General features: G+C 41.1%; 18 protein-coding genes, 1 pseudogene and 1 other annotated feature. Of the genes and pseudogenes, 12 read left to right on the forward strand and 7 right to left on the reverse strand.

The window, feature by feature from the left end:
- Positions 1-979, reverse strand: a pseudogene (locus ACQKL5_RS00005) (IS3 family transposase); the annotation flags it as partial.
- Between the two features lie 142 nt (positions 980-1121).
- The gene (locus tag ACQKL5_RS00010; RefSeq protein WP_427605780.1) at positions 1122-4043 is read right to left on the reverse strand and encodes a transglycosylase domain-containing protein; all 2922 of its coding nucleotides are present in this window, start codon (positions 4041-4043) and stop codon (positions 1122-1124) included.
- 149 nt (positions 4044-4192) lie between these two features.
- Positions 4193-4409 (forward strand) — a binding site (T-box leader).
- 72 nt (positions 4410-4481) lie between these two features.
- Between ACQKL5_RS00010 and tyrS the strand changes: the two genes are divergently transcribed.
- A complete protein-coding gene (tyrS, locus tag ACQKL5_RS00015) occupies positions 4482-5738 on the forward strand; it encodes a tyrosine--tRNA ligase (RefSeq protein ID WP_427605782.1) in 1257 nt (418 codons plus the stop codon).
- 94 nt (positions 5739-5832) lie between these two features.
- Here tyrS and rpsD read toward each other — a convergent pair whose 3' ends face one another.
- Positions 5833-6435: a 30S ribosomal protein S4 gene (rpsD, locus tag ACQKL5_RS00020; RefSeq protein ID WP_427605784.1), complete on the reverse strand. Its 603-nt coding sequence runs from the start codon at positions 6433-6435 to the stop codon at positions 5833-5835.
- A 487-nt stretch (positions 6436-6922) separates the two neighbouring features.
- On the opposite strand from rpsD, the gene ACQKL5_RS00025 reads away from it, so the two are divergent.
- A complete protein-coding gene (locus ACQKL5_RS00025; RefSeq protein WP_427605785.1) occupies positions 6923-8791 on the forward strand; it encodes a diguanylate cyclase in 1869 nt (622 codons plus the stop codon).
- 51 nt (positions 8792-8842) lie between these two features.
- On the opposite strand, the gene ACQKL5_RS00030 is transcribed toward ACQKL5_RS00025, so the two are convergent.
- Positions 8843-9322 (reverse strand): GAF domain-containing protein, encoded by a 480-nt coding sequence (locus tag ACQKL5_RS00030; protein ID WP_427605787.1) that lies wholly within the window; start codon positions 9320-9322, stop codon positions 8843-8845.
- Between the two features lie 152 nt (positions 9323-9474).
- Here ACQKL5_RS00030 and refZ point away from each other — a divergent pair, with 152 nt between their 5' ends.
- Entirely contained in the window at positions 9475-10131 is a 657-nt protein-coding gene (gene refZ, locus ACQKL5_RS00035) for a forespore capture DNA-binding protein RefZ (RefSeq protein WP_427605789.1), read from the forward strand.
- Here the strand turns inward: refZ and hisJ are convergent, their stop codons facing one another.
- A complete protein-coding gene (gene hisJ / locus ACQKL5_RS00040; protein WP_427605791.1) occupies positions 10132-10935 on the reverse strand; it encodes a histidinol-phosphatase HisJ in 804 nt (267 codons plus the stop codon).
- 167 nt (positions 10936-11102) lie between these two features.
- Between hisJ and ezrA the strand changes: the two genes are divergently transcribed.
- The 7 genes from ezrA (at position 11103) to rarD (ending at position 18910) form a co-directional block, all read left to right on the forward strand.
- Positions 11103-12806: a septation ring formation regulator EzrA gene (ezrA, locus tag ACQKL5_RS00045; RefSeq protein ID WP_427605793.1), complete on the forward strand. Its 1704-nt coding sequence runs from the start codon at positions 11103-11105 to the stop codon at positions 12804-12806.
- Positions 12807-13193: 387 nt separating this feature from the next.
- Positions 13194-14342 carry a cysteine desulfurase family protein gene (locus ACQKL5_RS00050; protein ID WP_427605794.1) on the forward strand — a complete coding sequence of 383 codons (1149 nt, stop codon included), beginning with the start codon at positions 13194-13196 and terminating at the stop codon, positions 14340-14342.
- On the forward strand, positions 14339-15550 hold the full coding sequence (thiI, locus tag ACQKL5_RS00055) for a tRNA uracil 4-sulfurtransferase ThiI (RefSeq protein WP_427605796.1): 1212 nt from the start codon (positions 14339-14341) through the stop codon (positions 15548-15550). Before ACQKL5_RS00050 ends, thiI begins: the two co-directional genes overlap by 4 nt.
- Positions 15551-15632: 82 nt before the next feature.
- Entirely contained in the window at positions 15633-15839 is a 207-nt protein-coding gene (locus tag ACQKL5_RS00060; RefSeq protein ID WP_427605798.1) for a small, acid-soluble spore protein, alpha/beta type, read from the forward strand.
- A gap of 141 nt (positions 15840-15980) precedes the next feature.
- Positions 15981-17564 carry an acyl-CoA synthetase MbcS gene (gene mbcS, locus ACQKL5_RS00065; RefSeq protein WP_427605800.1) on the forward strand — a complete coding sequence of 528 codons (1584 nt, stop codon included), beginning with the start codon at positions 15981-15983 and terminating at the stop codon, positions 17562-17564.
- A 164-nt stretch (positions 17565-17728) separates the two neighbouring features.
- A complete protein-coding gene (locus ACQKL5_RS00070; protein ID WP_427605802.1) occupies positions 17729-17905 on the forward strand; it encodes a hypothetical protein in 177 nt (58 codons plus the stop codon).
- Between the two features lie 75 nt (positions 17906-17980).
- A complete protein-coding gene (gene rarD, locus ACQKL5_RS00075; protein WP_427605804.1) occupies positions 17981-18910 on the forward strand; it encodes an EamA family transporter RarD in 930 nt (309 codons plus the stop codon).
- Positions 18911-18941: 31 nt separating this feature from the next.
- Here the strand turns inward: rarD and ACQKL5_RS00080 are convergent, their stop codons facing one another.
- Positions 18942-19772 (reverse strand): protein-glutamine gamma-glutamyltransferase, encoded by an 831-nt coding sequence (locus tag ACQKL5_RS00080; protein ID WP_427605806.1) that lies wholly within the window; start codon positions 19770-19772, stop codon positions 18942-18944.
- 152 nt (positions 19773-19924) lie between these two features.
- Positions 19925-20725, reverse strand: a complete 801-nt coding sequence (locus tag ACQKL5_RS00085) for an NAD kinase (protein ID WP_427605808.1) — start codon at positions 20723-20725, stop codon at positions 19925-19927.
- A 204-nt stretch (positions 20726-20929) separates the two neighbouring features.
- Between ACQKL5_RS00085 and sppA the strand changes: the two genes are divergently transcribed.
- Both sppA and ACQKL5_RS00095 read left to right on the forward strand, forming a co-directional pair.
- A complete protein-coding gene (gene sppA, locus ACQKL5_RS00090) occupies positions 20930-21934 on the forward strand; it encodes a signal peptide peptidase SppA (RefSeq protein ID WP_427605810.1) in 1005 nt (334 codons plus the stop codon).
- 12 nt (positions 21935-21946) lie between these two features.
- Positions 21947-22480, forward strand: coding sequence for an RDD family protein (locus ACQKL5_RS00095; RefSeq protein ID WP_427605811.1), 534 nt, complete (start codon positions 21947-21949; stop codon positions 22478-22480).
- The last annotated feature ends 45 nt before the right edge of the window (positions 22481-22525 follow it).

Genomic DNA, 22525 nt, shown 5'->3' on the forward strand with positions numbered 1-22525 from the left:
ATATCCAGCTGAAGGGAATCGGATACCTCATAAGCGAGAATTTCATTGGTCACCGCATCCTTCACCGTGGATAAGTAGGCACGTTTACCATTCTTGTAGGTCAGGTACGTGATATCTGTTAACAGGACTTTTCCTGCCACACCCTGTTTAAAATTGCGTTGTAAGGTATTGGGGCATGTCCGATGTTCCTTCGTTGCTTTGGCTAGACGCCGATACGGATTGGCTTTCCGAATGGGGCAGATGATCCCGAATTTTTTCATGATGCGGCGAATGCGTTTTAAGTTGTAGGCGATCTGGTACTGGTTCTGAAGCGTCATTTTAATTTGACGTGCTCCCTTTTTACGTCCGCGGAAATGATACGCCTTTAAAATCACGTCCTTTACCCCCTCATCTGTCTCGTCCTTAGCCGCACGTTTTTGGACGGATTTTTCTAGGAAGTAGTTGTAGTAACCTGAACGAGATACCCCCATGATCTCGCATAAATAGCTCACCATACGGTCCAAATTGTATTTCTTAATCGTGTGTTTAATCAGTTCAAATTTCCATTTGGGTGCGATATTTATTTTTTCTTCAACATCTGCCTTTCGAGTAGGTCGAGCTTTTTTAAAAGTTCATTCTCTGCCTCAAGTAATCGATTTTTCGCTTCTAATCGCTTAATCTTTTCCTCCAGCGTTAATTCCCGATCTACCGGTTTTCCAGAATTGGTTTTACGTGTATCTTGTAAACCCTCCACACCGGATTTGCGATACGCCGCACGCCAGCGCTTTCCGGCAGTTTGAATCCGTTCTAGACCAATTAAATCAACATTTAAGCCAACCTCTTCAAATATTTCTCGCGGGAATTTCCCTTTCTCATTTTCCGCGATAAAATGACGCTTGAATTCATCTGTATACGTGATCGCTTTTTCACTGACTGCTTTCACATAGGGATTTCTCTTTAGAAGTTCTCGTTCGTTTTTGTTCAATAATCTTTTGGTCATTTCAATTCGCTCCGACATCTTTTTTCTCAATTATAAACAAATGTACCCCATCTGATTGGACTTTTTTCAAAGTGTCTATCTGATAGGGTACATTTTAATTTTCCGAAAGCCTCTTTTTTCATTGGGAAGAAAAAGTGTTGGTTCATTCCTCTTCTTCCGCTATATCCTTTTCATCTTTCTCTGTCATGTCCTGATTTTTATCGTCTTCTGGTTCCGTTTTTTTATCTTCGTTGTTTTTTGTGTCTTCTTTTTTACCGTCTTTGTCCTGTTTGCTTGAATTAGGTTTTGAATCCTTCTTATCCACAAAGGTAGTCGGTTTTGCAGCGACGGTTTTAACGCTTTGTGATGGAGCGGATTCTTTTCCTACAATGTCTACGGCAGTTACATAATAAGATCCACCATTTGATCCTACTTTATAAACCAAATCCGAACCTGCACTGATGCTGGCGACTTTTTGCCCATTTTGATAGACACGGTAGCCAACAACATCGCCTTCAGGATGAAGCCCCCATGAAATGGTATTACCATTCATAGTGATGGAAAGGGGTTCAGGCACTTTGCCGTTATCGTTGAGTGTCGCGCTTGTTCCCACGACATCTCCCCATTTGTCACCACCAGGAATCAAGGAGTTGGGATCATTCACGTATTTTAATCCAATAGCTTCTATGGACTTAGAGTTCAACACAAACCCACCACTTGTGAATTCACTTGGAGTTTCAGAAAGGGCAGTATAGCGCCTGCTTCCGACCGAAACATATTGACCATCCATTAGACTAGTATCGCCCTGAGTTGGAGCCTGTTCTGCAATGAATAAATCTGTCTTGACAAGCCCTGCTTTTTGACAGGAATCTGAAGGCAGAAGTCCTGTAGCGGCACAGAAGGAACGACTGACGATTCCCCCAGGCATTTCGAATCGCTTATCGGGATCGACAAGTTTCGAATCCACTGCATAGGCAGCGTTCATTAAATCGGCCCAATAATAGATATTTCGTTTATTGTACTCAAGACCGTTGTATGTTCCTTGTAAAGATTTAGGCGTATCATAACCAATCCAAGTACCGAACGTCACATTCGGGTTAGTGGCTACGAACCAAGCATCTTTATAGTCCTGTCCTGTCCCGGTTTTACCTGCCCAATCACTGGAGAAGGCTAGACGGTTCTTGACTGAGGCGGCCGTACCACTGTTTACGACATCACGCATCATATCGAGTGTCAGGTAAGCGGCCTGCGGAGAGAATACTTCTACTGGCTTCGTTTTATGTTTGTAAATGACTTCTCCGTCTTTTGATACAATTTTATCGATCATGTAGGCATCGATGAAATCGCCTGAGTTGGCAAAGGTAGTATATGCATTGACATTTTCTTCTACAGTCACACCATTTGTCATTGCGCCCAATGACAAGGAGGGGTTCGAGTGATCAGCCTTTGTAAGGCTCGTGAAGCCCATTTTTTCTAAATAGGAAACTGGGTTCTGATTTATGATTTTCATATAAAACAGTGCAGCCGGAATATTATATGAATTCTTTAAAGAATCTCGGGCTGTCGCAAGGCCAGTAAGGCTACCGCCGCCATAATTCCTTGGCTGCCACAACTTCCCGCTTCCGTCTGGTATGGAAACGGGAACATTGGCCGTTACGCTTCCTGGTGACAGTTTACCAAGGTCGATTCCTGGTCCATATACCAAAAGTGGCTTCATAGTCGAGCCATTTGGTCGTAGTGACGCTGTCGCATGGTTGGTCTGTTCACGTTTAAAGTCACGTCCACCGACAAAACTGATGATCTTACCTGTTTTGTTTTCAATGAGGACGGCTCCCGTCTCAACTGGTTCCTGCACGATTTTCGATTCTTTCGTGTCGGGATCGATGATGGTTTGACTTTTATCATAACCAAAGTTCGGATAGTTTTCCGTTACCTCTTGCATTTTGTTATAGATTTTTTTATTGATAGTTGAATAGATTTTATAGCCATTTTGACGCAAGTTACGATCGGCTAACGCTAGATACTGTTCATGCAAATCGTCATTTTTTAAATCTTTTTCTTCATACCCATCTTCTTTTGCTAGATAAAGTGACAAAATATCGATGGAGCGTTTTTCAATTTCGTAGGTAAGCCATGGATATTTCTCGGAAGGCAATGTCTTTTTGCCAATAAAGTCTTTGGTTATATCGTATTTTTGTGCTTTGTCATATTGTTCTTTTGTTATGTATCCATTGCTGTGCATTCTTTTCAATACGGTTTTCATTCGGTTTATACCAGGATCAAGATTATCCTTGAGTTCCCCCTGTTGCGTATAGGGTGTATAGCCGAAAGGACTTTGTGGCAATCCCGCAATGAAGGCAGATTGGGCCAGATTTAAATCTTTGGCGTCTATGCCAAAAATCCCTTCTGCAGCTGCTTGGACACCAGCGATATTCCGTCCTGATGAATTTCTTCCCAAGGTGGAGACATTCAGATAAGTTTCTAATATCTCCTCTTTTTCAAAGAACTTTTCCACCCGGAGTGCTAGTAAAATTTCTTTTGCTTTTCGTTCGAAGGATACTTCGTTTGTCAACACTTGGTTTTTGATGAGTTGCTGTGTTAATGTACTTCCCCCGGATTGGACGGAAGCATTCGAAAATTCTTGATAAACGGCACGAAGAATCGCTTTTGGTACAACGCCATCGTGTTCATAAAAATACTCGTCTTCCGTAGCGATGACGGCATTCTTAAGGTGGTCGGAAACTTTATCAATGGACACTTCTTCTCGCTCAAGATCACTTGTGAGCTTGCCTAAATATACTTTATCTGCAAAATATATCTCAGAGGTCTCTTCATAATTGTAAATATCCTTTTGTAAATCTGATTTTGAGCGTACTGGCTCATCTTTGACGAGGGCAGCGAAATATCCGGCTCCAACGCCGCCGGCGAATGAAAAGCCTAGAATTCCAACAATAATTACAATCAATGTTAAATTCCAAATCACTTGATATGAAACCCTTGCATTCTTTATTGTTTTTTCACTTTGGAAAAATCGGCTCACTTGGTTCCACGCCGATTGAATTCTACCTTTTTGTTTATTATTCATCGTATCAACCCCCTGAAATCACATATATTATAGCATATAACAACTAGGTGAAAAGCTAACTTCTACTTTTTCCAAACTTCTGTTTAGGTGCTGTTGACAATGGTCTGTAGGTATGATAAAAATTTAGTATTATCTTTATTGAATTTATTGAATTAGCGATGATAGGACCCAGTAGTCAAACTATCCCTGTTTTAGAGAGCCGGTGGTTGGTGGAAATCGGTACAAATAGTGAGATGAATTACTTCCTTGAGCATTTGTTGTGAACTGATTAGTAGCAACAAACGGGTGACGACCGTTATTCGTCTCGAGCGGAGGGCATCTTTTGTCCTCAAGTTGGGTGGTACCGCGAATTTATTCGTCCCTTCATTTATATGAAGGGGCGTTTTTGTATGGTTTTTGCGGAAATTTTCAGGATATATATGAAGGAGGAAAAATGGAATGGAATTACTTAAGGATCTCGAGTGGCGGGGAATCATGTACCAACAAACGGATGAAGAGGGACTCAAAGAAATTTTGGATAAAGAGAAGATTTCCCTATATTGCGGGGTAGACCCAACTGCAGATAGCATGCATATCGGTCATTTGCTTCCATTCTTGACATTACGCCGTTTCCAAAAGCATGGACATCGTCCTGTTGTGCTTGTGGGCGGAGCGACTGGTCTCATCGGAGATCCAAGTGGTAAGAAAGAAGAAAGACAGCTGCAAACGTTAGAAAAGGTTCTTTATAATGCAGACTGCATTAAGGGCCAGCTTTCTCAAATCTTCGAATTCGAAGGGGAAAATGGTGCAGTGATGGTAAATAACTATGACTGGATCGGCAAAATTGATATGGTGACGTTCCTGCGTGATTATGGGAAATATATCGGTGTGAATTACATGCTTGCCAAAGATACGGTTGCTTCTCGTTTGGAAACGGGAATTTCCTTTACTGAATTTGCGTATACGATTTTACAAGGCATTGACTTCAACCACTTGTACGACAATCATAACTGTAAGTTGCAAATTGGTGGAAGCGATCAGTGGGGGAATATCACGACGGGCCTTGAGATGATCCGCAAGTCTCATGATGAAGAGACAAAAGCATACGGCATGACGATTCCGCTTGTAACTAAAGCCGATGGTACGAAGTTTGGGAAAACGGAAGGTGGAGCAATCTGGCTGGATCCAGAAAAAACGACGCCTTATGAATTTTACCAATTCTGGATCAACACAGCAGACGCTGACGTTGTGAAGTATTTGAAATTCTTCACTTTCTTATCACGGGAAGCCATTGAAGACTTAGAGAAGTCCATGGAAAATGAACCGCATTTACGTAAAGCGCAAAAAGCTTTAGGAGAAGAAATGACACGGATGATTCATGGTCAAGAAGCTCTAGATCAAGCAATCAAGATCTCTGCTGCTTTATTCAGTGGTGACGTGAAGAATTTAAGTGCGGCCGAAATTAAAGTCGGGTTTAAAGATTTTCCAAGTTTTGAACGTGAAAGTAACGAAGATATCTCGTTAGTGGACTTAATTGTAGAAGCGAAGATATCTCCATCTAAACGTCAAGCGCGTGAAGATATTCAGAACGGGGCTATCTCCATCAACGGAGAAAAAGTCACTGATTTACAATATATCGTAAACGAAGCGGCTAAGATTGAAGGGGAATTCATCCTCATACGTCGTGGGAAGAAGAAATACACATTAGTGAAATAAGATAGAGAAGGCCGGCTGGATATCAGCCGGCTTTCGTTTGGATGAAATTCATTGTATAAAAAAAACCCATCCGAGGATGGGTTTTTCGAAGTTATTAACGAGAGTAGAACTCAACGATAAGAGCTTCGTTAATTTCAGCTGGCAATTCAGAACGTTCTGGTGTACGAGTGAATGTACCTTCTAATTTCTCAGCATCGAAAGTAAGGAAGTCAGGAACGAAGTTAGTCGCTTCAACTGATTCTTTGATGATTGAGAAGTTACGTGATTTTTCACGAACGCTGATTACTTGTCCAAGGGACACTTTGTAAGAAGGAATATCAACGCGTTTTCCATCTACAGTGATGTGACCGTGGTTAACAAGTTGACGTGCTTGACGACGTGTACGAGCTAAACCAAGACGGTAAACAAGGTTATCAAGACGTGATTCAAGAAGAATCATGAAGTTTTCACCATGAACACCTTTGATTTTGCCAGCGCGGTCGAACATTGAACGGAATTGACGTTCAGTGATTCCGTACATGTGACGAAGTTTTTGTTTCTCTTGTAGTTGCATTCCGTATTCAGAAATTTTTCTACGTTGGTTAGGACCGTGTTGTCCTGGTGCGTAAGGACGTTTTTCTAATTCTTTACCAGTACCTGTTAGGGAAATTCCTAAACGACGGGATAGTTTCCAGCTTGGGCCAGTATAACGAGCCATAGGATGACTCCTCCTTCAAATGTTTTTATTTTGGTAAAATAAAAACCGTGTGTGAATGAACAATCATGACCATTTTGTTTTCATGTACCTTCGCCCTAGCAGCAGAGAGTTACGAGATACACCTCTGTATGGAGGAACAAAATGAGAACATAAAGGCTGTCACATAGGCTGCAATATTTTACACAAGGAATATTGTATAATAATCTGCCAAGTGAGTCAAGCGGTATCAGATTATAATTTATTGAGTTATAAAGAGACCAAATTTCAAAATCCCAAGAAAAATACTAGAATAAGGGAGAAATTTTTGGCTGGAAACGTTATAATATAGTAATAAGTTGGAATATATTTTGTTAATAGTTACCATAACAAAGGGGAAATGTGGTATTGTTTTGGTTATTACTAGTTCTTTTGACCTAATTATTTTTTGAATATTTCTTATTTAATAGAATAACTAGATAAAATAGGCTTTGATATAGGGATGATGTAGATGCAGAACAAAACAGTTCGATTATTGAATGAACTAAGGATGCTTTTCTTTACGTATATGAAAAATGTGGAAGGGGATCAGGAATTTTTAGAGGGTTTTCTTGTTGAGACCAAGAAACAGCTTTATATGGAAGAGGTAATTATCTTTAAATTTGATGAGTGGAAACAACATTTTTATAAAGAAGCCTCAACTGGCAGTATGAAAAATTACATTATGAAGGCTCCCGATCAGGAGTATATTGAGAGAATATTGGGCGAAATGAAGAATGATGAAGAGTCGCCTGTGTTTATGCCGCCTGAAACGCTAGATTTCCATATCATTATACCATTTTGGGATAATGGCAACATCAATGGAGTAATAGCCTTGAAAGAACGGGAGGGGAGTTCTTTTAGTTGTTTAACTCCTGATGAAGGGGCTGATTTTGCCAAGGAGTTAGCAACCATTTTGAAAGCGGCTTTATCGATTTCAAAGATGTCAGTAGAGGAGAAACGGAATAAACAACTGTTTAAGGTTACGGAAAAATTTCATTCTTCGATGAATATGGATGCGGTTTTAGGAGAAATCATTTCCACCCTGCATACCGTGTACCCATCCTTTGATTATTTCCTGCTTCTCTCCCATGACAATGACAGTCATGAGAATCTGCCAATCAAGGATCTTGAATATGATAGTGAGAATGTGGCCGCCCTGCAGGCTTATGTAACAGGCACGATACAATTTGATGATCATCCATCAGAAAGTCATTCTATATTATATGCTCCGTTAAAAGGTAAGCAGGGAGTGTATGGGGTGTTACAAGTCATTGCACCTAATACGCTCATGTTTCCTAAAAGTGAAATCGAGTTCATTTCGTTATTGGCGAATACTGCCGGAAGCGCTCTGGAAAATGCCAAATTGTATCAGCAATCGAAAAGGCTCGTGTCAGATTTGCAGCTGATAAACGAAACGTCTCATCATTTGAATTCCAATTTACGATTAAGCGAAACGATAGAATATATGAAAAAACAAATTCTGAAGTCCTTTGGTGCCGACCAGACAGGTTTTATTTTACTGTTGCCAGGGGGGGATGTAAATGTATTGACAGGAAGCTCTGATTTTTTTGACTCCGAAGAATCGAAGGTATACGTATCCTTCATGAAAGAGAAGATTAATAAAGAGAAGGAATCATTATTTATAGGTGATTTAAGCCTGAAATGTCCGAATGTTGATGTGAAATACCACTCCCTAATGGCTGTTCCAATGATGGAAAGCAATGATGTTAAAGGGTTTGCACTCGTTCTACATAAAGAACCCTATTTCTTTTCCTTTGATATGTTCAAGCTTTTGCAATCGCTCATTCATCATTCGAGCTTAGCGATGGCCAATTCCATGCTTCGTGAAGAATTAGAAAAGATGGTGATAACCGATCATTTGACTCGGTTGTATTCTAGAAGTTATCTCGATGATAAAATGTCTGAATCCATGGAAGTGGATGAAGAAGGGTCTTTCATTCTTATTGACATTGATAACTTTAAGAGAGTGAATGATACGTATGGGCACCAAGTTGGGGATGAAATTTTAATACAGGTGGCCAACCTTATTCAACATAACATTCGCGATACAGATATCGGGGCCAGATGGGGCGGCGAAGAAATGGCGATTTATCTTCCACGCATTCCTTTAGAAACTGGCATCAAGATTGCGGAACGTTTAAAGGATAAGGTGGGGGAAGAGTCCAATCCGAAAGTGACAATCTCCTGTGGCGTAACTTATTGGGCCCAAGAGCAGTTCGATAACGTGAAAGAAGTATTCAAGCGAGCTGACGAGGCTTTATATATGGCTAAGAATTCGGGGAAAAACAGGGTGAATGTAAAGGAATTGCGGCTTTAAAAGGTGAAAGGGAGTGACATGCTGATGCTGTCACTCCCTTTCTCTATCTATTTATAAATACTTGCCAAGGATGTCCGTGAATTTCTCCAAGCCTTGCTGATCACTTTCATCAAATCGATTTGTGATGGGGCTATCGATATCAAGCACGCCAATTAGCTTGCCATCCTTCATGAGGGGGATGACTATTTCGGATCTTGTAGTTGCATCACAGGCAATATGTCCCGGGAATTGATGAACATCCTCCACTCTCATGGTTTTCCGTTCGGCTGCAGAAGTCCCGCATACGCCCTTGCCTAGTGGAATGCGGACACAAGCTGGAAGGCCTTGAAAAGGTCCTAACACCAATTGGTCTTCTTCGGCTAAATAAAATCCCACCCAATTGATATCACTAAGAAATTGGTTAAGTAAGGCTGCCGAGTTACTTAAGTTGGCAATCATATTTGGCTCATCTTCAATAAGGGCTACGAGCTGTTTTTGAACAAGTGCGTAGTTTTCATCTTTTTTTCCTTGATACATTTCGACATTAAACAAAAGGATTCACCTGTCTTCCGCATTTTATTACAGGACTTTCTTTCCAAGTCACTGGATGAAGAGAATTTGTCGAGAACTTACTAAAGGAGTTGGGCTATTTCATACAGAAATTAATCCACAAGACTTGTCTCAAAGAAAGCGAGGGATTGCTGATGAATCGCCAGACGCCAACGAAACAAGCTATAGTGGAAGCTGCCCTGCATTTGTTTCATTTAAAGGGCTACCATGCAACATCCATACGGGATATCGCGAATAAAGCAAAAGTGAATACGGCTAATATTGCTTACTATTTTAAGAATAAGCAGGGACTGTTGGAGTTCTGCTTCATTTCTTATTTAGAAGAATACCTTATCGTCCTTGAAAGGAATATGGAGCAGCTTGAAATTAAAGGGCCAAAAGAGTGCTTAATGAATCTAGTGAAGGATATCCTCACTTTTCAAAGAAAGAACTTTTTAGCGGCACGATTTATTTATGGAGAATCCTCTCTTGATTCGAACTTGAACCGTGAAATTCATTCCACCTATTTTACAAAAGAAAAGTCTTACTTTCAATATGTTTTAGAGCAAGGAATCAAAAGCAGATATTTTCAGTCAGTCTCCATCCCGATGTTCATGTTGCAGTTAAAAGGTTTACTTTCCGCTCCTGTCCTTCATACTCATTATGCGATGGAGGTGCTGCATGTGTTTCCACAGGAAGCGTATTATACGAATTTATATGCTGAAGAAGTAGGCCGTTTCCTTGAAGATACATTATTCATCACGGAAGATCTGCAACCACTGCTAGCGGGAAGACCAGAAATATATACCTGATTAGCGCTTGAATTCCGGAATGAGCGAATCGAAACCTTGTCCTAAATCCTTAGCCTGGTGGGCATCGGAACCATAAACGAGCGGGATACCAAGGTCCATGGCCCGTTTTGCAAAGCGTTCAGGAGGATAGGGCTCACGGCAAAGTGGTTTTACAAATCCAGCTCCGTTATAATCAAGTGAATACCCCTGTTCCTTGATTAAATCCAGAACTCGGTAAACACGGTCGTCGTAGTTGTTTTCGGGCTGAAATCGGCGTTGGAATTTATGAACAAGGGTAATATGCCCGATTCGTTTTGGTTTATAAAGTCCTAAATTGGCCTCGATTGACTTTTCTAATGTATCGTAATACTTGGCATATACAGCATCAACGGATCCTAATTTAGTCGCAATTTCATTGAATGTATCATCACTGAAATCAATGCAGTGCCAGTTATGTTCCTGCTTGATGAAATGGACGGATAGGATGCTGTCATCAAGAAATTCGCCAACTTCATTGAGGAATTCTTTTGTTTCCTTTTCGTATCCCTCTATAAAGTCAACCTCCAGACCTCTTTTAATGAGGATCTTGCCTTTGTAATGCTCTTTTAATACCTGGAGCTCTTGAAAGTAATCGAGGAGCAGGGCAGCATCCATACCGCTGTCTTTTTCTGGGGTGGGATCTTGGAAATTCGGTGGTAAAGGGGCATGTTCCGTAAACGTAATTTCCTTTAGCCCTAGTTCGATTCCCCTTGTAATATAATCATTAAATGTATCCGTTGAACCATGTGGGCAAAACGAAGTGTGGACATGTCTATCAGAATTCATGTGCTTTCCCTCCCATATAAACGGTATTTGTAGCAATTTTCTACAAAAAATATATTTTTCTCATCAAAAATTATTGCTAACATGGTATCATAAAAGCATTAAATTGAACATTTTTAACATTTATATATAAATGAGCGTGGCCGTAAGATTAGAACAGGGGGCTTACCATGGTATACATATACATACTTGGAATATTAATCGTGTTATTTTTAATTTTCATAATTTGGGGCTATTTTTTCAAAAAAAAATACTTTAAAGAAATTGATCGTTTGGAATCGTGGAAGATCAGTATCATGCATCGCCCCGTTTTAGAAGAACTATCTAAAGTTAAACAATTGAACATGACAGGTGAAACAGAAGAAATGTTTGAAAGCTGGCGCGTGGAATGGGACGCCATCATTACAGATCACATGCCAGAAGTTGAAGAGCTCTTGTTCGATGCAGAGGAATTTGTCGACAAATTCCGTTTCAGTCGCTCAAAAGAGACTCAGAGAAAAATTACATTGAAGCTGGATGAAATCGAAGAAATGATTAAGAAAATCCTGTACGAATTGAATGAACTTGTAGGTAGTGAAGAAAAGAATCGCCTGGAAATTGAGGATATAAAGGAATCGTATCGTCAATTGAAAAAAACTTTGCTTGCTCATCGCCATAATTATGGAAAAGCGGCTGATAAACTTGAAGCCTCCCTTGATGAAGTACTGCAGATCCTTCAACAATATGAGGAAGAAACGACGAATGGAAATTATCTGAATGCTAGGGAACTCGTTCTTTCCATAAAGGAAAAGCTTGCTGTCTTGGCCACTAAAATGGAAATGCTCCCAAGATTATTGGTCGATAGTCAGTCTGAGCTGCATTCGCAAATAAGCGAATTAAAAGACGGGTATCAGGAAATGGCCGGCCAGGGTTATCTATTGAGTCACATTCAGTTCGACCAGGAGGTCTCCCGCTTGGAGAACGAGCTGGAACTATATAAAACTCAACTGGAAAATGCCGAAACGGAAGCGGTGGAAACGGGAATTAAGGATGTAAGGGAAAGCATAGAGGTGCTGTACGACCTTCTGGAAAAAGAAGTGCTTTCCAAGCAGTATGTCATGAAAAATGATGAAGTGCTCCGGAACATGATTCATGATCTTGAAGACGAGATTGATGAACAGAAAACGGAAACCATCCATGTCCAACAAACCTATCATTTAACGGAAAATGAGTTGGAAGCACAACGGAAAATGGAAAAGCAAATTGCCCAGATTGCAAAACGATATCAATTGCTCGTATTGAAAATAGAAGATAACGTGTTGGCAAGCTCGCTTATCAGTGAAGAAATGCAAGGGCTGGCCAAACAACTGAATGAACTGCAAGAAAATCAAAAAGACTTTTCGATTAAATTACAGGATTTAAGAAAAGATGAAATGGACGCAAGGGATTCCTTAGCTGATTTGAAGCGTAAAATGATTGAAACAAGCCGGTTACTCACTAAAAGTAATATTCCTGGATTGCCGGAAGAGTATAAAGTGGTACTTCAGGATGCCAAAGAAAGCGTGGCTGACGTTCAAGAGAAACTTGAGGAAAAGCCACTTGATATGTCAGTTGTCTATATCTATTTGGAAAAAGCAGTTGAACAGGTTAACAAGGTTTATGATAAGGCACATGAACTTATTGAACATATGTATCTGGCAGAAAAAGTGATTCAGTTTGGAAATCGCTATCGTAGCAGCCATGATACGGTTGCTGAAAGCTTGAGGGAAGCCGAAGCGAAATTCAGAAGCTATGAATATCAAGCTGCACTGGAAACGGCAGCCACGGCGATTGAAAAGGTCGACCCAGGCAGCTTACGAAAGATCGGAGCGAATTTAGAAGAAGTCCTTTCTTGAAAACCCGCTATGGCGGGTTTTTTCGTGTGATAAAAACAATAGTGAGCTTCCCCTAAAGAGACAGCCCCCCTATAAAGGCTAAGATGTCATCAGGATGCTAGTATTCTCCTGAGGGGCCACCAATGGGTGCCTGAAGGTCCAAAGGTGCTGTATACAAACCGTGGTAACTGCAAGTCTCTTGGTCATCATTGTTGAAGTATGGGAAGTACGATAAGAGGAACTAAAGCGAACGGACTTGTAACGTCCGTGGTACAACTTGTTCATTACTAGGGGTTTCCATTCTCTTTCAATTTCAATTATGTTAATATTAGAAGTTGCAAGTGCTACTTATGAAACAGCATATAGAAGAATTACTAACATAGATACAAAAACATGGAAGGTGAAACCATGATTTATTTTGATAATAGTGCAACAACAAAACCATATCCAGAAGTGGTTGAGTCATTTATAAAGGTCTCTACTGATTACTTTGGTAATCCATCTTCCCTTCATGGGCTTGGAGTACAGTCGGAAAAATTGCTATCGGCGGCAAGAAAGCAGATAGCTGAATTATTAAAGGTGAAAAGCTCGGAGATTTATTTCACTTCAGGTGGGACGGAATCAAATAACCTGGCGATTAAGGGCGTGGCACACGCAAACGCTAATCGGGGAAAACATATTATCACGACGGCCATTGAGCACCCATCTGTCGGAGATGCCTGCCACTCTTTGGAAGAACAGGGTTTTGATGTGACCTACTTGCCTGTCGATGAACATGGACAAATTTCCCTTTCTGACCTCGAACTCGCCGTGCGTGAAGATACGATTCTGGTATCGATCATGCATGTGAACAATGAAGTGGGTTCGATACAGCCAATAGCCGAGATTGGTAAATTACTAAAGCGCCACCCCAAAATACTCTTCCATGTCGACCATGTCCAGGGAGCAGGTAAAGTTCTTTTGCCAATAAAGGATGCGAACGTAGATCTATGTACCGTTTCCGGCCATAAGGTTCATGGATTGAAGGGCACAGGTATCCTTTATATCCATGAGGGTGTCCGCATACAGTCGGTGTTTCATGGAGGCAATCAAGAGACGAAAGTCAGAAGTGGAACAGAAAATGTGGCTGGTATTGTCGCTCTTTCAAAAGCTTTACGGATTAGTATGAATAATCAGCTACTCTTCCACGATAAAATGCAGCAAATCAGGAATTATTTATACAATGGCCTGATGGAAATGGATGGGGTATTGGTTAACAGTCCATTAAAAGGTGCTCCGCATATCTTGAATTTTTCCGTTCCTGGTCTTAAATCGGAAGTACTTCTTCATGCGCTTGAAGAAGATGGAATATATGTCTCGACAACTAGTGCGTGCTCTTCTAAAAAACGGACGGCAAGCAAAACGGTGGAAGCGATGTTTCATAATCCGACCCGATCCGAAAGCGTGATACGGATCAGCACCACATATAGCAATGAACTAGAAGAAGCAGAGAAAGTCCTGGCAGCGATCCAGAAAATAGTCGCTAATTTAGAAAAAATAATGAGGGTTGCGAAATGAAATTTGATCATATAATTATTCGCTATGGCGAAATCTCGACGAAAAAAAGAAACCGCAAAGGCTTTGTGGACAAGATGAAGGCGCATATCCGCTGGAGTTTAAAGGATATTGAAGGTGTGCAGCTGACTTCCAATCGGGAACGGATGTATGTCCTGTTAAACGGAGTCGATCACAAGCCGGTCATTGAACGTTTAAAAGGGATATTCGGCATTCAGACCCTGAGCCCTGCGATCAAAATCGATCGTGACCTGGAAGTCATGAAGAATGCGGCTTTGTATTACTTGAACAATACCCTTGAGGAAGTCGCTACATTTAAAATTACGACAAAACGGGCCGATAAGGATTTTCCATATAATACTGATGAAATAAATCGGGCGCTAGGCGGACATCTGCTTCGTAATACAGAAGATTTAAAGGTTGATGTAAAGAATCCCGATTTGAATTTGCTGGTAGAGGTGCGTCGTGAAGCGGTGTATCTAACTGGTGAAATCATACCAGGAGCTGGTGGATTGCCATTTGGTTCAAGCGGTAAGGCAATGTTGATGCTTTCAGGTGGAATCGATAGCCCAGTGGCTGGTTTCCTTTCGATGAAACGCGGATTGGATGTGGAAGCCATTCATTTTTACAGTCCTCCTTTCACGAGTGAACGTTCACGTCAAAAAGTGATAGACTTGGCAGGAAAGCTTGCTGAAATAAGTGGTAGCATGAAGGTCCATATCGTTCCTTTCACGGAAATTCAGTTATTGATTCAGAAACAGATTCCGGAGAACTACTCCATGACGACGACTCGCCGTTTAATGATGCGCGTTGCGGACAAAATCCGTGAAAAAGAAGATGCGATGGCTCTTATCACAGGGGAAAGCCTCGGGCAGGTAGCCAGTCAGACGATGAGCAGTATGTATGCCATCAATGAAGTGACGAATACACCCATTCTTCGTCCGTTGATCACAATGGATAAGACAGAAATCATTAAAATGGCTAGAGAGCTGGATACGTTTGAAATTTCGAATTTACCATTCGAGGATTGTTGTACGGTCTTCACGCCGGCAAGTCCAAAAACAAAGCCAAAACGGGAAAAAGTCAATTATTATGAAAGCTTCGTTGACTTCGAAACGTTAATCGCAAAAGCGGTATCTGATACAGAGATAGTGACTGTAAAACCTGGTCAGGTATTCGACGATAAGGAAGCAATGGAAGACCTTTTTTAACACCCTACAATTACCAATAAATAAATTGGAATGAAGCCATGTGTTTTAACACACTCTATAATCACAAGGAGGTGAAAAACACATGGCAAACAACAACAGCTCAAACGACTTATTGGTACCTGGAGTAGAACAAGCTCTAGAGCAAATGAAATATGAAATTGCTTCAGAATTTGGTGTACAACTTGGAGCAGATACTACTGCTCGTGCTAACGGATCAGTTGGTGGAGAAATTACAAAACGTCTAGTTCAGATGGCTGAACAACAATTAGGCGGAGGGTACAGAAAATAATTTAATAAATATGGCTGCAGAGAGCGGGTTTCAACCCGCTCTCTTTAATTTATTTTATAAAAAACTGCGTTAAGATATTAAAATAGAGAAGTATCTTGTATAATGAGTAGGTACTAAGAGTTCATGAATGGAGGGGAAAACATGAAACGTGAAGATTTATTAGCTCCGGAACATTACAACTTAGTGAGTGAAATGGAACGTTTTGCAAAAAATCCGGAAAAAGTGGCTGTACTATGGGAAAACGAAACCGGTGAGAAAAAACAACTTACATATGAGAATTTATTAAAAAGTGCCAATAAAATCGGTAATGCCTTTATAAAAATGGGACTGGGAAAAGGTGATACGATTTTAATCATCATTCCTCGTTTAGTGGAAGCATATCAAGTGTATTTAGCTGCCTTGAAAATTGGTGCAATTGTCATTCCGTGCTCAGAGATGCTACGTGCAAAAGATGTCCAGTATCGGATCAATCATGGCGATGTAAAAGGGATTGTTAGTTATCATGAATACACGCATGAATTCAGTGAAGTGAAAGAAGCGGAGAATCTTTTGAAATTCTCGATCGGAAAACCAGTGGACGGTTGGTTTGATTTGAATGGGTTAGCAGAAGAGGAATCCGATCAGCTTGCCATGGCGGATACGAAAAGCGAGGATATGGCCTTCTTATCCTATACATCAGGTACGACAGGAAATCCTAAAGGTGTCGTTCACACCCATGGATGGGCATATGCCCACTTGAAAACCTCAGCGGCTAACTGGCTTGGAATAAGCGACGGTGATATCGTATGGGCAACAGCAGGGCCAGGGTGGCAAAAGTGGATTTGGAGCCCGTTTTTGGCTGTCCTTGGAACAGGTGCTACGGGACTTGCTTACCACGGTAGATTTGAGCCGAAAAAATATTTACAGCTGTTGCAGGATTATAAAGTGAATGCATTTTGTTGTACGCCTACAGAGTACCGCTTAATGGCCAAAGTGGACAATCTTGATGATTACAACCTATCCGCTCTACATAGCGCGCTATCTGCAGGAGAACCCTTGAATCAAAAGGTGTTCGAAGTGTTCAAAAGTCATTTCAATATCGAAGTTCGTGACGGATATGGCCAAACGGAAAATACGCTTTTGGTTGGCGTAGTTAAAGGAATGGAAATAAAGATGGGCTCAATGGGCAAACCGACACCAGGGAATCGTGTTGAAATCATCGATGATGCCGGCAAGCCGTGTCCTCCTGGTGTGGTAGGGGATATCGCGGTACATGTAGATACGCCTGCCCTCTTCAAAGAGTATTTTAAAGACCCAGAACGTACAGCCAGACAGTTTCGCGGTGACTATTATGTAACTGGCGATCAAGCTAAAAAGGATGAAGAAGGTTATTTCTGGTTTGAAGGTCGTTCCGATGATATCATCATCAGTTCGGGTTACACAATCGGACCCTTCGAAGTCGAAGATGCGCTGGTTAAACATCCATATGTCAAAGAATGTGCGGTCGTTGCGAGCCCGGATGAGGTGCGGGGAAATGTAGTTAAAGCTTTTGTTGTCTTGACGGATAATGTGGACCCTGATCAACCGGATTTAATCAGGACTCTTCAACAGCACGTGAAAGAGATGACAGCTCCTTATAAATATCCAAGAAGAATAGAATTTTTACAAGAACTTCCTAAAACGACCTCTGGTAAGATCAAGCGAATTGATTTACGGAAGAGGGAAGAAGAATCGCAAGGAAAATAATGGAAATACATGAACGTCAGCCCTTATGCTGGCGTTTTTTTATTGAAGCAAAAATATAGGATTTAAATAAATGTGGTGATACACTTACTGAATATTATTGGCTAATTAAGAGGTGCTTAAAGGGGATGAGGAGTTTTCGAAGAACTTTATCAGTTTTATAAAAAGTGTCGAAGTGGAAACGCTTTTCCATAACAGATTGTTGGTTGCATTTCTTCCGGGACAACAGCATTCCCTGGCAATATTTCCAGGGAAATCGACCTGAAAGGACAAAGTTTGCTTCCGGCCAACATGCCATGATCATTAGTGGTGAGGCCCATGGAAAGAGCTTTCTAGATGTTTAATTGAATTTAGGAGAAAATCGTTCCAAAAAGCGTGCATGAAATAGAGGGAATGATGCAAAAGAAAGAAGGCAGTGTATGAAAATGAATGAACAAAAAGAAGGGGCGATTTATGCAGCCGTTTCTTATATGATGTGGGGCATTGTCCCAATATATTGGAAGTTCCTCCAGGGCGTTGGAGCAGTAGAAATTTTAGCTCAGCGAGTATTATGGTCTTTCGTCTTCATGGTGGTTTTATTGGTATTTATGAAGAAATGGCGGGCTTTTATAGAGTATGTAAAAAAAATCATCGGAAATCCGAAATTATTTGCCGCCTTATTGACGGCTTCACTTTTGGTCACAGCCAACTGGGGCATCTTCATATGGGCTGTTAACGCAGGACGAATCCTTGACACGAGTTTAGGCTATTATATCAATCCACTTGTCAGCGTCTTGTTGGGTGTCATCGTCTTAAAAGAAAAATTGAACAAAGCACAGGTTATGTCGTTCATTCTCGCAGGAATTGGTGTCCTGATTCTCGGAATCCATTTTGGCACGATTCCTTGGGTGTCTCTCATTTTGGCAATCACATTTGGACTGTACGGATTGGCGAAAAAGATGATCAAAGCGGAATCGGCTATAGGGCTAACGCTCGAAACGATGATGGTAACACCGCTTGCATTGGGGTATTGGATTTATTTGCTGTTTCAGTCAGAGTCGCAATTCACTGCATCGAGCGGAACGAGCCTGTTATTGATAGGGGGCGGAATCGTCACGGCAATCCCACTTCTATACTTTGCAAAAGGAGCAGAAAAGGTACCTTTATCCATGTTAGGTATCCTGCAGTACATTGCGCCTACCTTAACTCTGATCATCGGAGTGTTCATGTATCATGAAAGCTTTACAAAAGCGCATCTATTGGCCTTTATCTTCATATGGTCTGCTTTGGCCGTTTATACACTATCCATCACAAAATGGGGTAAAATGGGTGCTGGTAAATGGAAAAAGAATAGAAATATTGGTGCATAATAAAAGCTTGGAGGTATTCCTCCAAGCTTTTTTAGGTTAGATAGGTGTGGGACCCTACTTCACCGAGAATCATTTGTTTCAGCAAGCTCTGGCCTAAAGGGTCGGTGTCGTCACGTGGTTTATTAATCGTGTATGCCCTATAGATTGAACTCTCGATAGAGATGATATGCGTTGTGAGGTATGCTGATATCATGGATCCCCAGATCCTGTTGTCGTTCAACTCGTTAATGATTTCTTGTTGACCCGTAACTCCAATTCCATGTGCAAAAAAGAGATTATCATCTAGCATGATGGCATTTTCTCCTTGCCATTCAGGAGCACTTGGTGAAAAATCCGGATTCTTGAAATATAAACAGTCGCCAGGTAAGTAATCTACCCCTTCATGGACAAGAATCGAGAGGTTTTGATGATAGTGCCAGTTGTACAGAAACAAATCAGGGAAGATGCGGTCAAAATTATTAGGTCCAATCGAATCCAATATTGCTTTATAAAATACGACCAATATCGCCGTTCCGCACTCGAAAGCATATAGTTGACCGTTTATGAAAATATCATTTAGTGCAACATGTGGAGGAACATTTGGCCATAACTCAAAAGTGCGATCTCCACTAAGTCGCCATACTCGTGGATTGCACATTGAGTCTTCGAGGATGGTAAACTCTGCCCCACTCTGGTCTAATAAGAGGGAAGCCTGAATGACATTCAGCCGCATCGTTAGGTCAAATTGTAGATCTTCAGGCGTATTAAACTCAAAAACAGTCGGGTATCTTGCCATCAGTTGGAGGATGGTCAATAGGTTCTTTGATGTTATGCCAGCTTGTAGCTGACTAACACTGATTGGTTTTTGACTAATTTTTATCATGATCATTTCCGCCTTTAGGTATGGTTAATGTGGGGTTTTTATAATTCATATTATGTATATGAAGGTGTGTATGGAAGTGTTAGACCTAGAGAATGGGCGTTGAAATACGAAAAAAGCTTGGAAGCATATATCCTCCAAGCTTACTGTTGTGTTTATAAAAAAGTCCGTTTTACTTTTTCCCAATAGGAGTTATTCTTCAACTTGACCGTTTTGATGACCTTTTTACTCAAGCGTACCTTGATTTTCTCCACATTACGTATGCTCAACGCCTCATTGTCCAAGCCGATGATCGGGTAGCTTGGCCCGTTTTGGGCAAGATGGACGGCCAGTGTCCTCTCGCCGCTCAGGATGAAAGAAGAACCTAAAGTCCGGTAGGTATTATTGTTGATCGAAGCGAGTTCACTCACTTGAAAGCATGGAAGAAGAGGGTCCACAACAGCACCATTCACAGACTTATTATAGGCGGTGCTACCTGTCGGTGTGGCGACAACGATTCCATCCCCTCGTAAGGTTTCAAAATGGATTTGATCGATGAAAATATCCATGATGAAGGTTTTGATGACGGATGTACGAATGCTAAGTTCGTTCAAGGAATGAAAGAAAGGTTGATCATCAAGCTGGATGTCAATGACGGGATATTTACGAACTTCGATTTGTTCATTTGTCATGGCTACAATCATGCTATTGACGTCTTCCATGTGAAAATCGCAATACATGTTCAGGTTGCCTGTGGTAGAGATACCAGCATATAAACAGTCATCCTGAAAACCAGTCTTGCGGACAGCCTGTAGGAAAGTACCGTCATCCCCAATGCTTACGATAATATTGGCTTTGGAAAAGTCCTCGACGATTTCAAATGAATACTGTTTTGCCAATTCTGCCAATCTCTTCACATGTTGTGTCATCTCATCATTCTGTACATGAAAAAAATAAATGTTTCGGCGATCGTTCATCTTGATTCCCCCAGTCAATATGTATAGTGTTGAAAGGCATTCTTTGCAAACTCAAGGAAAAGTTGATAAAACATGCTGGCTTCTCATTTCCAATTAGAGAATAATTTGCTACAATTTTAAGATGGTCTCATCTTACCATGGATTGAAACTTTTTTGTTTACCGATCGTAAGATAAAAGGGATAGAAATTTAAGGGGGAACACAGATGAATGGAAAGCGGTGGGCTGCTCTAGGTATTGCAGCCGTTTTATTTGTTGTATCGATAGGTGTGAATTTGGCCACCACTTTATTCGCAACTGATACAGAAAGTGTTATACAAAGTTTTTTCGAATCCGATAGCGGGTTTTACGAAGAGGTTATAGAAGAAGGTTCAGATCCTACGAATGTTATTGCAGTATTAGATGTAGATGGAACGATTCAGGATACAGGAGAGGCTTCCTTGTTAAGTTCAGAAACATATAATCACCGTGACTTCATGGATAAGCTGCAAATGGCAGAAGAGAATGACGATATCAAAGGGATCATCCTTCGGGTGAATTCTCCTGGCGGTGGCGTCGTGGAAAGTGCCGAAATCCATGATAAAATCCTAGATATTAAAAAGGCGAAAAAACCAGTCTATGTTTCCATGGGTTCCATGGCTGCTTCCGGCGGATATTATATTTCTGCACCAGCCGATAAAATCTTTGCCAGCCCTGAAACGATGACAGGTTCTCTTGGTGTCATCATGCAGGGGTACAACTACGAGAAATTAGCAAAAAAATATGGCGTCGAGTTTGAGACGATCAAAAGTGGTACATACAAAGACATCATGAGTCCAACGAGGGAAATGACCGATGACGAGAGGAAAATCCTCCAGAATATGATTGATAATTCTTATGATCAATTTGTTAAGATCATCGCCGATGGCCGTCACATGTCTGAGAAAGAAGTAAGGAAGATTGCCGATGGACGGATTTATGACGGACGACAGGCAAAAGAAGTTAACTTAATTGATGATTTCGGACATTTGGATGATGTGATAGCTGCAATGAAAGAAGATATCGATCAAAAAGATGCGCAGGTCATTCGTTATACAGGCGAAGCCGGCTTCGGTTCACTGTTCAGTATGGGGGCGCAAAAAATGCTGGGAAATGATGTGGAAGCGAACGTGTTGACTAAAATCCTTTCCTCCTCAAATTCCCCACGCTTGATGTATTTGTATGCGGAATAGGGGGGCTGAAGGATGACGGAACAATTTGAAAGCAATGAAAGACTCGAATCATCCAATCTAACAACGGAGCAGGAAGAGGCCGTACAGACCGAGGTTTTGCCAGCCCAGCCGATTGAGGATGACAATAAAGTGAAAGTAGTGTGCTTTGCTGGCTTTTGGATGAGATTTTGGGCCTATTTAGCGGACTTAATTGTCATCGGGAGTTTGAATCGAATATTGATACATCCCATTTTTAAGTTTTATAAAGGGTCGGATAACCTTTGGTTTTCTGCAGAGGCCTTATTAACGGGTATTATCTTTTTCCTTTATTTCATCTTGATGACCAAATTTTTCAACCAGACGTTAGGAAAAATGATTTTTGGCTTGAAGGTAGTAGGCTTGAAGGAAGAGACGATTTCCTGGGGGACGGTATTATTCAGAGAATTGTTTGGCCGCTATATTTCTAAAGTCACGTGGATAGGTTATCTTCTGGCTGGTCTATTACCTAAGAAGCAGGCTTTACATGATATCTTTGCAGACACGAGCGTTGTTTTAATTAGGAGGTAGTCTTCTTACCATATAAACCTGTAGGACTGTCAATTTCAGTCCTAC

It is taken from the genome of Peribacillus sp. NPDC097675, from assembly GCF_050277655.1.
In the GTDB taxonomy this organism is placed as follows: Bacteria; Bacillota; Bacilli; order Bacillales; family DSM-1321; genus Peribacillus.